The 14,678-nt window shown below is 56.1% G+C and carries 14 protein-coding genes; all 14 read left to right on the top strand.

The genetic code is table 11. The annotated features are described in order from the left end of the window. The first annotated feature begins 4 nt into the window (after window positions 1-4). The 14 genes from AC5RE1_RS08460 (at window position 5) to AC5RE1_RS08395 (ending at window position 14,630) form a co-directional block, all read left to right on the top strand. Window positions 5-1,348 carry a replication-associated recombination protein A gene (locus AC5RE1_RS08460; protein WP_493938656.1) on the top strand — a complete coding sequence of 448 codons (1,344 nt, stop codon included), beginning with the start codon at window positions 5-7 and terminating at the stop codon, window positions 1,346-1,348. A gap of 123 nt (window positions 1,349-1,471) precedes the next feature. Further along, window positions 1,472-2,095, top strand: a complete 624-nt coding sequence (gene rpsD / locus AC5RE1_RS08455; RefSeq protein WP_040318548.1) for a 30S ribosomal protein S4 — start codon at window positions 1,472-1,474, stop codon at window positions 2,093-2,095. 107 nt (window positions 2,096-2,202) lie between these two features. Next, window positions 2,203-4,905, top strand: coding sequence for an alanine--tRNA ligase (alaS, locus tag AC5RE1_RS08450; protein ID WP_493938653.1), 2,703 nt, complete (start codon window positions 2,203-2,205; stop codon window positions 4,903-4,905). Next, the gene (gene ruvX / locus AC5RE1_RS08445; RefSeq protein ID WP_103632589.1) at window positions 4,902-5,384 is read left to right on the top strand and encodes a Holliday junction resolvase RuvX; all 483 of its coding nucleotides are present in this window, start codon (window positions 4,902-4,904) and stop codon (window positions 5,382-5,384) included. Before alaS ends, ruvX begins: the two co-directional genes overlap by 4 nt. Next, window positions 5,381-6,658 (top strand): endolytic transglycosylase MltG, encoded by a 1,278-nt coding sequence (gene mltG, locus AC5RE1_RS08440; RefSeq protein WP_103632590.1) that lies wholly within the window; start codon window positions 5,381-5,383, stop codon window positions 6,656-6,658. Before ruvX ends, mltG begins: the two co-directional genes overlap by 4 nt. Window positions 6,659-6,662: 4 nt before the next feature. Continuing rightward, complete coding sequence (locus AC5RE1_RS08435) at window positions 6,663-7,490, top strand: shikimate dehydrogenase (protein ID WP_006681085.1); 828 nt, start codon at window positions 6,663-6,665, stop codon at window positions 7,488-7,490. Continuing rightward, complete coding sequence (locus AC5RE1_RS08430) at window positions 7,487-8,194, top strand: prepilin peptidase (protein ID WP_006681084.1); 708 nt, start codon at window positions 7,487-7,489, stop codon at window positions 8,192-8,194. The genes AC5RE1_RS08435 and AC5RE1_RS08430 overlap by 4 nt, the downstream gene beginning before the upstream one ends. Before the next feature lie 136 nt (window positions 8,195-8,330). After that, a complete protein-coding gene (gene hisI, locus AC5RE1_RS08425; protein ID WP_103632591.1) occupies window positions 8,331-8,696 on the top strand; it encodes a phosphoribosyl-AMP cyclohydrolase in 366 nt (121 codons plus the stop codon). 84 nt (window positions 8,697-8,780) lie between these two features. After that, window positions 8,781-9,626, top strand: a complete 846-nt coding sequence (gene trpC, locus AC5RE1_RS08420) for an indole-3-glycerol phosphate synthase TrpC (protein ID WP_103632592.1) — start codon at window positions 8,781-8,783, stop codon at window positions 9,624-9,626. A 1-nt stretch (window position 9,627) separates the two neighbouring features. Then, a complete protein-coding gene (gene trpB, locus AC5RE1_RS08415; protein WP_103632593.1) occupies window positions 9,628-10,929 on the top strand; it encodes a tryptophan synthase subunit beta in 1,302 nt (433 codons plus the stop codon). Further along, window positions 10,926-11,735, top strand: a complete 810-nt coding sequence (gene trpA, locus AC5RE1_RS08410; RefSeq protein ID WP_006681080.1) for a tryptophan synthase subunit alpha — start codon at window positions 10,926-10,928, stop codon at window positions 11,733-11,735. The genes trpB and trpA overlap by 4 nt, the downstream gene beginning before the upstream one ends. Beyond that, window positions 11,732-12,661, top strand: coding sequence for a prolipoprotein diacylglyceryl transferase (gene lgt, locus AC5RE1_RS08405; protein ID WP_103632594.1), 930 nt, complete (start codon window positions 11,732-11,734; stop codon window positions 12,659-12,661). The genes trpA and lgt overlap by 4 nt, the downstream gene beginning before the upstream one ends. Before the next feature lie 9 nt (window positions 12,662-12,670). Next, window positions 12,671-14,116, top strand: coding sequence for a pyruvate kinase (gene pyk, locus AC5RE1_RS08400; RefSeq protein ID WP_006681078.1), 1,446 nt, complete (start codon window positions 12,671-12,673; stop codon window positions 14,114-14,116). A 298-nt stretch (window positions 14,117-14,414) separates the two neighbouring features. After that, on the top strand, window positions 14,415-14,630 hold the full coding sequence (locus tag AC5RE1_RS08395) for a hypothetical protein (protein ID WP_006681077.1): 216 nt from the start codon (window positions 14,415-14,417) through the stop codon (window positions 14,628-14,630). The last annotated feature ends 48 nt before the right edge of the window (window positions 14,631-14,678 follow it).

Here is a 14,678-nt window from a genome sequence, read left to right as displayed (position 1 = left end):
CCTCGTGGACCTTTTTAGTTCCGACTCTTTAACTGCCGACGGAGTTCCGCAGTTTAACTCGCATGCTCCTCTTGCGGTGCGTATGCGTCCAACATCTCTCGACGAAGTCATTGGGCAACGCCATCTTCTCTCAGAAGGTTCGCCTCTTCGACGGTTGCTCGCTCCGGTTAAACCGGGTGCTCCTCAGGTTTCTTCCGTGATCTTGTGGGGCCCACCGGGCACTGGTAAAACCACACTTGCCTACCTTGTTGCTCAATCATCCGGTCGTCATTTTGAAGAATTGTCCGCGGTCTCAGCTGGCGTAAAAGATATTCGAGACGTTGTTGTCAGCGCGAAGAGGCGTACCGCGTCAACCGGTGAAGGAACCGTTCTTTTCATCGACGAAGTTCATCGTTTCTCGAAGTCTCAGCAGGATGCTCTTCTCCCAGCTGTCGAAAATCAGTGGGTAACCCTCGTTGCTGCAACAACCGAGAATCCATCGTTTTCGGTGATCTCGCCGTTGCTCTCACGTTCGATCTTGCTGGTGCTCGAGCCACTCGAAGAAGAGGCGATTGAGCTCTTAATCCGTCGTGCTCTCGATGATGAACGAGGTCTGAATGGCGCTTACACACTGGATGATGACGCGATGGGGGGCCTCGTACGCCTTGCTGGCTGCGATGCACGAAAGTCACTGACTCTGCTGGAAGCTGCCGCTGGAGCAGCCGACGACCAACAGTCCCAAGCGATCACCCTTGATCACGTGCAGACCGCCGCGAACCAAGCGCTTGTCCGCTGGGACCAGGATCAGCACTACGACGTTGCTTCGGCGTTCATTAAATCGATGCGAGGTTCTGACGTTGATGCGGCGTTGCACTATCTGGCGCGAATGCTAGAAGCGGGGGAGGATCCTCGTTTTATTGCGAGGCGCGTCATGATCGCTGCCTCGGAAGATGTGGGTATGGCAGCTCCCGAGGTCCTATCTACAACCGTTGCTGCGGCTCAAGCAGTGGCAATGATCGGCATGCCGGAGGCGCGCATTATTTTGGCCGAAGCGGTCATTGCTGTCGCAACCGCGCCGAAGTCGAACGCTGCCTACCTTGGTATTGACAGGGCGATTGCGGACCTGAGAGCTGGAAAGAGCGGACCTGTTCCCATGCATCTGCGCGATGCTCATTACGGGGGAGCGAAACGACTGGGCCACGGCCAAGAGTACATTTATGCGCACGACGAACCGCATCACGTTGCTACCCAGCAGTATCTTCCCGACAATCTTGAGGGTGCACGCTACTATGAGCCAACCACGAACGGGCATGAGAAACTCATCACTGAACGCCTGTCCGTGATTAGGAAACTACTGAAACTACGGTAGTCTTGACGGGTTGCCTGTATGGCACACCTGGGGTCTTAGCCGAAAGAAGCAATTCTGGGAGTTGACCCCGTGACCAACGGATAGTCCGTGGTCATGACACAAGAAACAGGAAAGATAGAGGAAATGGCACAGAACCGTTCCCGCAAGCAGGTGCGCGAATCCCGCGCCCTCGGCATTGCACTCACCCCGAAGGCAGTCCGCTACTTCGAGAAGCGCCCCTACGGCCCCGGCGAGCACGGTCGCTCCCGTCGTCGTCAAGAATCCGACTACGCCGTTCGTCTGAAGGAAAAGCAACGTCTGCGCGCTCAGTACGGCATCCGCGAATCCCAGATGCGTCGCGCCTTCGAAGAAGCACGTCGTACCGCTGGCCTGACCGGTGAAAACCTGGTTGAGCTTCTCGAAACGCGTCTTGACGCCCTGGTTCTGCGTGCAGGCTTCGCCCGCACCATCCAGCAGGCACGTCAGGTCGTCGTTCACCGTCACATCCTGGTTGACGGTAAGATCGTTGACCGTCCGTCTTTCCGTGTGAAGCCGGGGCAGACCATCCAGGTCAAGCCGAAGTCGCAGACCACCGTTCCGTTCGAAATTGCTGCTCAGGGCATCCACCGTGACGTTCTGCCGGCAGTTCCCGAATATCTGGACGTCGAGCTTGAGCGCCTCAAGGCCACTTTGGTTCGTCGCCCGAAGCGCGCTGAAGTCCCCGTGACCTGTGACGTCCAGATGGTCGTTGAACACTACTCACGCTGATCACACTTTTGCAGAGCCCCGAGATTTTTCTCGGGGCTCTGTTGTTTTCTTTCACCCCGTTGGTCAGATGTGCTTTATCTGGCCCTCACCTATTACGATAGGGAACCATGCGCACCTCTGAAATTCGTTCACGTTGGCTCGACTTCTTCGAATCCAAAGGCCACCATATTTCGCCTTCGGTTTCGTTGATCTCTCCGGAGCCTTCCATTCTGTTCACCGTCGCGGGCATGGTGCCGTTTATTCCCTACATTCTGGGAACAGAGCCGGCTCCGTGGCCGACCGCAGCATCGGTGCAGAAGTGCATTCGTACGAATGATATTGACAATGTTGGTAAGACCACGCGGCACGGTACGTTCTTCCAGATGAACGGTAACTTCTCCTTTGGCGATTACTTCAAGGAAGGCGCTATCAGCCACGCGTGGGAACTGCTGACAACTCCGCAGGATAAGGGCGGTTACGGCCTTGACGGCGACCGCTTGTGGATGACCATCTGGGAAAAAGACGAGGTTTCCTTCGACTACTGGACGAAGACGATCGGCCTGCCCGCAGAGCGCATCCAGCGTCTTCCGTTTGAAGAGATCTCCTGGTCGACCGGTCAGCCGGGTCCTGCTGGCGCATGCTGTGAAATCCACTACGACCGTGGTCCTGAGTTTGGCCCCGATGGCGGTCCCGTCGCCGACGTTGCTGGCGACCGCTTCCTTGAAATCTGGAACCTCGTCTTCGACGAATTTGTTCGAGGCGAAGGTGAAGGCCACGACTTCGAACTCGTTGGCAAGCTTGACCAGACCGCAATTGATACGGGTGCTGGCCTTGAGCGTCTTGCATTCATTATGCAGGACAAGCCGAACATGTACGAGATCGACGAAGTCTTCCCGGTCATTGATGTCGCACAGCAGATGTCGGGCAAGAAGTACGGCTTGGGTGCCTCAGGCCCCAGCGCGGGTGTCGCTTATGACGATGATGTGCGTATGCGCGTTGTCGCAGATCATGTGCGTTCTGCGCTCATGCTGATCAATGACGGCGTGCGTCCGGGCAACGATGGACGAGGCTACGTGTTGCGTCGTCTGATCCGCCGTGCGGTGCGTTCGATGCGTCTTTTGGGCGTCGACGAGGCCACGATGCCGAGTCTGCTGACAGCTTCGAAGAACGTCATGTCCCTGTCCTACCCGGAACTCAACGAGAATTGGGCAACCATTCAGGACGTCGCATACGCCGAAGAGGACGCATTTCGTCGCACGCTGAGCGCCGGCACTACGATTCTTGACGCCGCCGTTCGTGATGCGAAGAAGGCTGGATCTCACGTTCTGTCCGGCGAATCAGCATTCTCACTGCATGACACCTACGGATTCCCGATTGACTTGACGCTTGAAATGGCAAGCGAGCAGGGCCTGAAGGTTGACGAGGATGCTTTCAAGACTCTCATGCAGGAGCAGAAGGACCGTGCACGCGCCGATGCTCGCGCAAAGAAGACCGGCCACACCGACGTTCGCCTCTTCCAAGATATTGAGAAGCAGATGGGTGGTGGCTCGACCTTCCTCGGCTACACAGATCTTGGCTCCGAAGCGACGATCACCGCTCTTCTCGTTGATTCCGTTCCCGCTCCCGTCGCGCAGGCGCCTGCTGAGGTCGAGGTCGTCCTTGACCGCACTCCGTTCTACGCTGAGATGGGTGGTCAGCTCGCTGACCACGGTCAGATTCGCCTTGCAGACGGTGGCATTATCGAGGTCCACGATGTCCAGGCTCCGATTAAGGGGCTGTCGGTTCACCGTGGCACGCTGACTGAAGGCGTAGTGACGGTTGGTGCGAAGGCATGGGCAGAGGTTGACTCTGAGCGTCGTCTGGCGATTGCTCGCGCTCACACCGCAACCCATATGGTCTATGCGGGTCTGCGTCGAATCGTTGCCGAAGACGCCGATCAGGCTGGTTCTGAGAACTCACCGTCACGTCTACGCTTCGACTTCCGTCACTCCTCGGCTCTCGAGGGTTCGCAGATTAACGACATTGAAGCCCTCATCAATGAAAAGCTTGCCGAGGACCTCGTGGTCAAGACTGACGTGATGTCGATCGAAGAGGCCCGCCTTTCCGGCGCGATTGCACTTTTCGGCGAAAAGTATGGTGCTGAGGTCCGTGTTGTCACCATCGGTGACGGCTTCGATAAGGAACTCTGCGGTGGCACCCATGTTCCTACGACCGGCCACATTGGTCGTATCGCGATCGTGGGTGAAGGATCCATTGGTTCGGGCGTGCGACGCATTGATGCGCTTGTCGGCAATGGCGCGTATTCGTTCCAGGCAAAGGAACATGCTTTGGTTTCCCAGCTGTCGACCATGGTGGGGGGCCGTAGCGAAGAGCTTCCGGATCGTATTGCTTCGTTGCTTGCTCGAGTGAAGGAATCTGAGAAGGAACTCGAGCGCATGCGCACTGAGCAAGCACTGGCTCAGGCGCAGACGTTTGCTGATACGGCACAGTCGCTCAATGGCATTGCTGTAGTCGCCAATGATGCAGGCGTTATGCCGTCCGCTGACGCGTTGCGCACTCTGGCTCTTGAAGTTCGTGATCGTCTTGGCGATGCGAATCCGGTTGTTGTCGCTCTCATCGGCCGAGTGAACGACAAGCCCTCGATCGTCGTTGTGACAAACGAGAAGGCACGCGAGCGCAAGGCTAAGGCAGGCGCATTTGTTCGCGCTGTCGCCCAGCACCTTGGTGGTGGCGGCGGTGGCCGTGATGACATCGCACAGGGCGGTGGCACCAAGCTCGACGCGATCAAGGAAGCGCTTGACGCGATCCGTCGCGAGGTTGCTCATTCGTGAGTCTTCGTCGCGGAACGCGCATCGGTGTTGATGTTGGAACTGTCCGGGTTGGAGTGAGTCGCTGCGACCCGGACGGCATACTCACAATGCCCGTTGAAACTGTTATCCGAGCTGATGACGGTTCTGACGTTGAGCGTATCTGCTCAATCATCGACGAATACGATGCCTTAGAAGTCATCGTAGGCCTGCCGAAACATCTCAAAGGTGGAGAGGGAATTTCAGCAAAAGGCGCTCGGCGCTACGGCAGACGAATTAAGCTAGCTAGGCCACATGTTCGTGTCGCATTGGTTGATGAGAGGCTATCCTCAAATCAAGCGCATGCGCGCTTACGACAGTCAGGCGTTCCAGAGAGGGAACACCGAGCGGTTGTCGATCAGGTGGCTGCTCAAATCATTCTTGAGCAAGCACTTGAAGCGGAACGAATGAGCGATCGAGCCCCAGGGCTTGAGATCATCATTGAAGGGAAGGATCTTTCGTGACGACGCCCAACTCGCAACGCCCTCCATTTCCTCGACGACGAGATATGCAGGGACGAGCAGGCACTCAGGCTTCGCACCAGCGCGCGCAGACACCGCCCGCAACGCCACAGTCGAATGATCTTCCTCTTTTTGAAACCGTGAGTAGTGAAACGACCGGCATGCGTTCTCGACGCCTAGAACTAGAACGTCGTCAAGCCCGCCGTCGTAAGCGTAATCGTCGTATCCGCGCGTTCATTATCCTGGCAATCGTTATTGCTCTCATTGGCGGTGCAGCAGTGTATGCCGTACGCCAACTGACCGCGCCTTCATCTTCCTTCTCGCAATTGGACGATGACTATCCAGGTCCAGGTTCAGGCTCTGTTGAAGTGACGATCGATGTCGGCGAAACAGGTGCCGAAATCGGTCAGTCACTGGTTGATGCTGACGTCGTCAAGAGCGTTGCAGCCTTTATCCGCTCGTATGACGCGAATAAAGCAGCCACAATGATCCGTCCGGGCACATACACGCTGAAAATGCAGATGAGGGCGTCTGATGCGGTTGCCGCATTGCTTGATGACGCTAATAGGTCTGATAACACGGTGACTGTCACTCCGGGTCAAACCAAGGCAGAAATTGCCGAGCGTATTTCATCTGTCACCGATTTCAGCTTTGATGATGTCACCGCAGCATTTGAAGATGCCAGCGCTATTGGTTTGCCCGATGTGGCTGGGGGAAACGTTGAGGGGTGGCTTGCTCCGGGTTCATACGAAGTGGCGTCTTCGGATACTCCGGTGACTCTGGTTGCCCAGATGGTTGCCACTACGATTTCCACGCTCGATAGTGCCGGTGTCGCTGAAGACCAGCGCGAAATTGTTTTGAACAAGGCTTCAATTCTCGAACGTGAAGTGAATCTCGACGAGTACCTGCCCAAGGTCGCTCGAGTGATTGAAAATCGCCTTGCTGATACTGAAAACGAGACTCGTGGCTTGCTCCAAATGGACTCAACGGTTCTTTACGGAGTTGGTAAAACCGGTGGCGTACCAACTGCTTCCGATCTGCTGGATGAGAACCCGTACAACACATACCTTCATAAGGGGATTCCTCCGAGCCCGATCGCTCAGCCCAGTGAAGCAGCAATCAAGGCCGTGATGCATCCTGCGGATGGCGACTGGCTGTACTATGTGACCATTGATTTGGATACGGGTGAGACGGTGTTTGCTTCAACGCTGGCCGATCACGAAGCCAATCAGAAGAAATTCAAGGACTACTGCGAAGCTCACCCCGGGAAGTGCTGACACAATGAGTTGGGCTGGCGTAATCGGCTCACCCATTGAGCACTCACTATCGCCTCTTTTGCACAGGGCAGCGTGGGATTCTGTCGGCGTGGGTTCTGATTGGACGTACCGCACAATCGAGGTCACGAAAGAAACGTTGCCGTCTTTCCTGTCCTCGCTCGATTCAGGGTGCCTCGGTCTTTCCGTGACCATGCCGTGCAAACAGGACATCATGTCTTTGATTGATGTCTGCGATCCTTTGGCCCAAGCGGTTGGAAGTGTGAATACCGTTGTCCCATCGGCAGGCGTGTTGACCGGTTTTAACACCGATGTGCACGGGATCGTGATGGCTATCGATCAGGCTCGAGCGCGCAGGGGGTGTGATGCGCCGCATTCTGCAGTGATCTTGGGCAGTGGAGCGACGGCGGCCTCGTCCCTTGCAGCCTTGGGCACGCTTGGTATCACTCGCACAACTGTGATCGCGCGTCGTTTTGGCGGACCGGGTTCGATTGTTGTGGCAGCAACGCGGTTGGGTGTTGAGATTGACCAGGTTCTTTTCAGCGATCATGAACGAGTGATGCATGAGATCGCTTCGGCAGACATCCTCATCTCTACGTTGCCCGCACATATTGGCGATGATATTGCCAAGCAATTGAGCCCGAGAACCGATCAGTGTCTGCTTGATGTCATTTATTCGCCTCGTGACACGCAGCTTGTACAGGTGTATGAAGCCAATGGCGCGTGCGTTGTCTACGGTGTCGAGATGCTTCTTCATCAAGCGCATCTTCAGGTTCAGCTAATGACGGGGAAGAACGCTGATGTGGAGGCGATGCGTCAGGTGATTCCTCAATGAGCGATTTTTTAAGTCTTCTGCGCGTCCGTGAAGCAACAACGGTCCAGGACTTGTCGCTTGCGTTAGCACTCGCAACATGGCTGATCATCATCTATTGGCTGTGGCGCTACGGCTGGCGCGTCCAACGCCGATATTTCATTGAAGCGACGCTGACACCGTATAAGCGCACGGGTATCGTGTGGACCTCCGCTTTGTTTGGGGCTGCAACGATTGTGACGCTGCAACTGAAACCGTCGGCACCGGCTATTGTGTCGGTTGCGATGATTGGGGCGCTCTCTGCTTTGGTTGATGCTCGAACGCACAAGCTTCCCAACGCATACACGGCTACGATGGCGATCGGCGTGACCTTCGGTGCGCTGGGCATGATTTTTCACTCGGAAACGCCCGTGAAAGTGATCGTGCGTATTGTCCTGTCGATGGCAATTTGGGCGGTTCCCTTGTGGATCCTTTCTAGGATCCCGGGCGGTGTCGGTTTTGGCGACGTGAAGATTGCTCCTGTCCTTGGAGCGTTGCTTGGGTGCGTTGGTATCCAAGCTGCCTACGGTGGTTTGATTATTTCCTTCGTTTTGGCCGGTGGCGCCGCGTTGTGGCGATTGGTCGTCGGCAATGCGGGGACCGGGGCGCGGATACCTCTTGGACCGTGGCTGATTCTTGGTGCTGCCGGTGGGTATATCGGCTGGGGTGCGATTCTTCAGTGGCAGTAGGCGGTTCTTTCGCCTACGCAGTTGACTGCATTCTTTTTGAGGGTACGAGGCCGGTCGCTTCGATGTGTGCGATGGCGTTATAGCCGGAGAATGAACGGCAGAGGTCGTGTTGACCTGTTCGTGTCAAGATAGATGAATGACTTTAGATCCTTCGATTGCTCAGCGTTTAAAGCGTAATTCTGCCGGTCTTGTTGCTGCTGTCGTTCAGCAGTGGGATACCCGTGAAGTTTTAATGCTTGGGTGGATGGATGACGAGGCTCTTCATCGGACGCTGACGACAGGGCGAGTGACCTTCTGGTCGCGAAGTCGCCAAGAGTATTGGCGCAAAGGTGATACGTCCGGACACCTCCAGTTTGTGAAGGCTGTCAGTCTTGATTGTGACGGCGATGCGTTGCTCATCGAAGTGGACCAGGTTGGGGTTGCCTGTCACACGGGGAAGCGTTCCTGTTTCGAAGAAGGCGGTGACCTTGGTGCAGTCATCGGTCAGCGAGGTGACGTATGAGCACACATGATGAGCCCATTTCAGTATCTCTGCTAGTACCCACTAGCATCGAATTGACGACGGTAGTGGCGAAGGAGCGCAATCATGACAGTCTTAGATGACATCATCGCAGGTGTCCGTGAAGATCTTGCCTTGCGCGAGGCCCACGTCCCCATGGACGAAATCAAGCGACGTGCACTGCGTGCCCCCGATGCCCATGACGCATTCGCAGCCTTCAAGGAACGCGAAGGCGCCGTATCGATTATTTCCGAAGTGAAGCGTTCCTCTCCGTCAAGGGGCGCTCTTGCTGATATTCCTGATCCTGCGCGTCTTGCGTCGATCTACGAAGAAGGTGGCGCAACCGCCATTTCTGTTCTAACGGAAAAACGTCGTTTCTCTGGCTCCCTCGCTGACCTTGATGCAGTGCGTGCCGCAGTGGATATTCCAGTGCTCCGCAAGGATTTTATTGTTACTCCGTATCAGATTCACGAGGCGCGGGCACATGGAGCGGACCTCGTCCTCTTGATTGTCGCCGCACTTGAACAGCCGGCACTTGTCTCGCTTCTGGAACGCGTCCATTCGCTGGGGATGAATGCTCTGGTTGAAACGCATTCGCGTCTTGAGGCGTTGCGAGCGCTCGAAGCGGGAGCACGGATTATCGGGGTCAATGCTCGAGATCTGAAGACCCTTGAAGTTGACCGCGACACCGTTAACCAGGTGATTGATGTGATTCCAGCTGACGTTGTCGCCGTCGCGGAGTCAGGTGTACGAGGCCCCCACGACGTTTTCGAATACGCCAAGTGGGGTGCTGATGCTGTTCTCGTCGGAGAGGCTCTGGTGACCAGCGGTGATCCGTTGTCCTCCATTCGTGACATGGTATGTGCCGGCTCTCATCCGGCTCTCCTGACCGACCGTAAGGCGCGCGTTCGCGCCGCTCTAGAGGAGAAGTAACGTGGCACTGTCAAACGTTCAAGGCCCCTACTTTGGCCAATTCGGTGGACGGTTTGTCGCCGAATCATTGATGGGACCACTCGAGGTTATTGAACGTGAGTGGAAGCGCTTATGGCCCGATCCTGCGTTCCAGAAGCGTCTTCGTGACCTGTTTGTTGGGTATGCGGGTCGTCCGTCTTTGCTGACCGAGGCGCCTCGTTTCTCCCGCGAGCTTGGGGGAGTGCGCGTCTTTTTGAAGCGCGAAGACTTGAATCATACGGGCTCGCACAAGATCAACAACGTGCTTGGCCAAGCTCTTTTGACGAAGGAACTGGGCAAAACCCGAGTCATCGCTGAAACCGGTGCCGGGCAACACGGTGTTGCGACCGCCACTGCAGCGGCGCTTCTTGGCTTGGAGTGCACCGTCTACATGGGCGAAGAAGATACTCGACGTCAAGCACTGAATGTTGCTCGAATGCAGATGCTTGGGGCGGAAGTTGTCGCCGTAGCATCCGGTTCGAAGACTCTGAAGGATGCAATCAATGAAGCATTCCGCGATTGGGTGACGAACGAAGCTACAACCAACTACATCTTCGGTACCGCGGCTGGTCCTCATCCATTCCCGGAACTTGTTCGTGATTTACAGCGAGTGATTGGTGATGAGGCTCGAGCACAGCTTCTGGCAATGGAAGGCCGTTTGCCGGACATCGTCTGCGCATGTATCGGTGGTGGTTCGAACGCAATCGGTACTTTCACCGCATTCCTCGACGATCCCGATGTCGAACTACTCGGGTGCGAAGCTGGTGGAGACGGGGTTGAGACCGGTCGCCATGCCGCTTCGATTACCGCGAATGAAACCGGTGTTCTTCACGGAGCCCGCACGTACCTGCTTCAAGAACGAGACGGTCAAACGAAGGAATCACATTCGATTTCGGCGGGTCTCGACTACCCGGGTGTTGGCCCCGAACATTCGTGGCTCGCTGCGATCGGTCGCGCTCGCTACATTCCCATCAACGATGCCGATGCGATGGATGCTTTCCGGTTGCTATCGCGCACCGAGGGTATTATTCCCGCAATTGAGTCTTCGCATGCTCTTGCAGGTATCCGCCAGTGGGCCGCGCAGAAGGTTTGCGAAAACGGCGGTCCCTTTGCTGAAGGTGAAGGTCCGATTGCCATTGTCACTGTGTCGGGACGCGGAGATAAAGACGTGGACACGGCATCGAAGTGGTTCAACTTGGGTCATGCGACTCGTCAAGTGATTGACCCCAGTGCCGGTTCGACTGGCATTTCCCAGTTGGACGATGATGAAGAGGCGGGCAAGTGAGCAAAGAATTGAAAGCTGGGCATCGCATCGACGAAGCTCATTCACGAGGCGACGCAGCTCTCATCGGATACCTTCCCGTTGGTTTTCCGTCGGTTGATAATTCCATTCGAGCGGGCAAAGTCCTTGCAGATTGTGGTTTTGACGTACTAGAACTGGGCTTCCCCTATTCCGATCCAGGAATGGATGGACCCACGATTCAGAAGGCAACAGTTGCTGCTCTTGAACACGGTACTCACCTTGAAGATCTGTTTCGAGCTGTTGAAGAACTGACCAGTTATGGACTGACCACCGCGGTGATGACCTACTGGAATCCTGTCGAGTGGTGGGGGGTGGAGCGCTTTGCCCGTGATTTTGCTACTGCGGGTGGTTCCGGTCTGATTACCCCCGACCTTCCTCCAGAAGAAGGGGCGCAGTGGGAAGCAAGCGCAGAAGAATACGGCTTGGAGCGCACGTACCTTGTCGCCCCCTCGTCTCCGAGGCGCCGGTTGGAACTGATCAGTGCGCATAGCGAAGGCTGGGTGTACGCTGCCTCGACAATGGGGGTTACCGGTGCTCGCGCATCCGTGGGAGAGCACGTCAAGGACCTCGTTGAACGCACGCGAGATGCCGGGGCTCAGCGCGTGTGCGTTGGTCTTGGTATTTCGAACGGCCAGCAGGCGAAAGAAATCGGTGCGTACGCCGACGGCGTTATCGTGGGCTCCGCACTGGTGAAGACACTGTTTAACGAGCCAATTGACCGCGGCCTTCGTCTTCTTGAAGAACGTGCTCACGACTTGGTTTCAGGAGTGAAAGGAGCCCGATTGTGATCAGCGCCTCCATCCCTTCGCCGTCGCAGGGTGTCTGGTACATCGGTCCGCTACCGCTACGCGCGTACGGATTAATCATCGTTATCGGCATGTTTATCGCCGTCTACTGGACGTCCAAGCGCTACGCACAACGTGGCGGTGACCCTGAACTGATGTATGACGTGGCCCTTTGGGCGATCCCGATCGGTATTATCGGAGCTCGCCTGTACCATGTCTTCACATCACCCGAAGCCTACTTTGGTCCAAACGGTGATCCGGCTCGAATCATTCAAATCTGGGAAGGTGGCTTGGGCATCTGGGGCGGTGTCGCTCTGGGTGCAGTCGGCGCTTGGATTGCAGTGAAACGTTCCGGGAAGCGCCTTGGCCCGCTTGCTGATTCGCTTGCACCAGCATTACTGGTCGCCCAGGCCATTGGTCGCTGGGGGAACTGGTTCAATCAAGAGCTTTTCGGTGGCCCCACGACGTTGCCATGGGGTTTGCAGATCGACGACGCGCATCTGCCCGATGGTTTTGCCTCGGGAACCCTGTTTCACCCAACATTCCTCTATGAGTGCCTGTGGAATTTGACGATGGCAGCAATCATCGTGTGGTGCGATCGTCGTTTCCGTTTCGCCTCTGGACAGGTGTTCGCGCTCTACCTGATCGCATATCCACTTGGACGAAGCTGGATTGAAATGATGCGCATCGACACGGCTCACACCTTCTTCGGAGTGCGCCTGAACGTATGGACATCGCTCGCCATTTTTGCGCTAGGCCTCATTGTCTACTTCGTTGCCGGGAGACTGGGACGATCCACTATCTTGCAGGGCGACGAACGCTTCGTGCCTGCTGAAAGTGGCGAAAACGCTTCTAAAATCGCTGAACATGGGAACGATCACCTTGAAATTGAATCCCAGGATAAGAGTTTTGACGCCCAATCACGGTAGACTTGGGCTATGCGTCGAGCAAAAATTGTATGTACTCTCGGCCCTGCCACTGATTCTTCGGAGCAAGTCCAAGCACTGGTTGACGCCGGTATGGATGTCGCCCGAATCAATCGATCACACGGCACGGCTGCAGAGCACGAAGCTGTTATTGAAAAGGTCCGTCGTGCTTCCGCGACTTCAGGGCGTGCCATTGCAATCCTCGTTGACCTGCAGGGCCCGAAGATTCGCCTGGAGACGTTCGAAGAAGGGCCCCAGGTCCTCGCTGTTGGTGACACGTTCACCATCACAACCCGCGACGTGCCTGGAACTAAGGAACTCGTTGGTACGACCTTCAAAGGTCTGCCTGGTGACTGTGCTCCCGGCGATCGCCTGCTGATTGACGACGGAAACGTCGCAGTCCGCGTTGTCGAGGTCACCGATACCGACGTCATCACCAAGGTTGAGGTCCCCGGCGTAGTTTCCGACCACAAGGGCTTGAACCTTCCCGGCGTCGCAGTGTCCGTTCCTGCTCTTTCCGAGAAGGATAAAGAGGACCTGCGTTGGGCAATGGAAAACGACGCAGACTTCATCGCTCTGTCGTTCGTCCGCAATGCAAAGGATATCAATGATGTCCACGCGATCATGGACGAATACGGTCGTCGTCTTCCGGTGATCGCCAAGATCGAAAAGCCGCAGGCTGTCGAAGCGCTCCAGGAAATCGTCGATGCGTTTGACGCGATCATGGTTGCCCGCGGTGACCTTGGCGTTGAAATGCCGCTCGAGTCCGTTCCGCTGGTTCAGAAGCGCGCCATCGAACTGGCTCGCCGTGCTGCGAAGCCGGTGATCGTCGCAACCCAGGTCATGGATTCCATGATTAAGAATCCTCGACCGACCCGCGCTGAAGCTTCTGACTGTGCAAACGCCATCCTTGACGGTGCCGATGCGGTCATGCTTTCCGGCGAAACTTCAGTGGGTGCGTTCCCGATCGAAGCTGTTCGCACGATGGCTCGTATTATCGAGTCCACCGAAGAAAACGGTGGCGAAATGATCGCCGCACTGACTGGTTTCTTCGTCAACGACCGTGCGGCCGTCATCTGTGAAGCTGCCGCTCAGATTGCTGAGCATCTTGATGCTCGCTACCTGGTGACCTTCACTCAGTCCGGTGCTTCGGCTCGCATGATGTCGCGTCTGCGTCGCCCGATTCCGATGCTCGCATTTACTCCGCTGGAATCAACGCGTCGTCGCCTGGCATTGACGTGGGGTATTCAGACCTACCGCGTTCCTGAGGTCCGTCACACCGATGACATGGTGTGGCAGGTCGACCAGGTTGCGCAGTCGTCGCGCCTCGCTGAAATTGGTGACGAACTCGTGATCGTTGCAGGTATGCCACCGGGGACCGCAGGTTCCTCGAACATGCTTCGCTTGCACAAGGTGGGCGATGAAGTCGACTACTCAATCGGTGGCGGACTTCGCTGACACCAGCATGTGAAAGGTGGCCAGACTGCTTCGGTAGTCTGGCCATTTTTATTCGTGACACGGACGCTTTGATTGTTCGTGATGGACTAGGGACTTCATGGCGTGCAACACGAAGGGGCGCTTCCGATGGCGGACTACGCGAAATCGTGTAGGGTAGTGGGAGTGCCACGGCGAGTAAGAATGCCGATGAGGGTATTTGAGAAAGCTTTCGGCACATACGACCTACCGTATGAGGTTGCCTGCGCGAACAACGCGCATACCTGCATACGGTCTGATGAATGAATGATGGAGAAGAAAAATGAATACGCGTACCCGGACTGTGTCAGTCCATTCTCAGGCACTGAATCGTCAGGCAAACAACCTGGATATCGACCAGCTGGCCAATGCAGTCAAGCCTTGGTTTGACGAAATGATTGATGTGAGTATTGCTCGCGCAATTTCAGATCTTTCCAACCCGCGTTCACGTGGACGCGCAGCTGACTTCCTCGGCCTTGAGCTGATCGAAGCAGCATGATCTGAACGGTGCAGTGGCCTCACTCAAACGGTGATGTAGCTGTGACCA

Source organism: Actinotignum sp. usb-actsch-rep-73 (genome assembly GCF_059082735.1).
Note: the sequence above shows the minus strand (reverse complement) of the source record. Positions and strands in the feature narration are given on the sequence as shown.

Bases quoted from the DNA above. Each gene is read 5' to 3' on its own strand.
- alaS (WP_493938653.1), top strand. From the start codon at position 2,203: ATGCGCACCTCTGAAATTCGTTCACGTTGGCTCGACTTCTTCGAATCC.
- AC5RE1_RS08395 (WP_006681077.1), top strand. From the start codon at position 14,415: ATGAATACGCGTACCCGGACTGTGTCAGTCCATTCTCAGGCACTGAAT.
- AC5RE1_RS08435 (WP_006681085.1), top strand. From the start codon at position 6,663: ATGAGTTGGGCTGGCGTAATCGGCTCACCCATTGAGCACTCACTATCG.
- rpsD (WP_040318548.1), top strand. From the start codon at position 1,472: ATGGCACAGAACCGTTCCCGCAAGCAGGTGCGCGAATCCCGCGCCCTC.
- pyk (WP_006681078.1), top strand. From the start codon at position 12,671: ATGCGTCGAGCAAAAATTGTATGTACTCTCGGCCCTGCCACTGATTCT.
- AC5RE1_RS08430 (WP_006681084.1), top strand. From the start codon at position 7,487: ATGAGCGATTTTTTAAGTCTTCTGCGCGTCCGTGAAGCAACAACGGTC.
- trpC (WP_103632592.1), top strand. From the start codon at position 8,781: ATGACAGTCTTAGATGACATCATCGCAGGTGTCCGTGAAGATCTTGCC.
- hisI (WP_103632591.1), top strand. From the start codon at position 8,331: ATGACTTTAGATCCTTCGATTGCTCAGCGTTTAAAGCGTAATTCTGCC.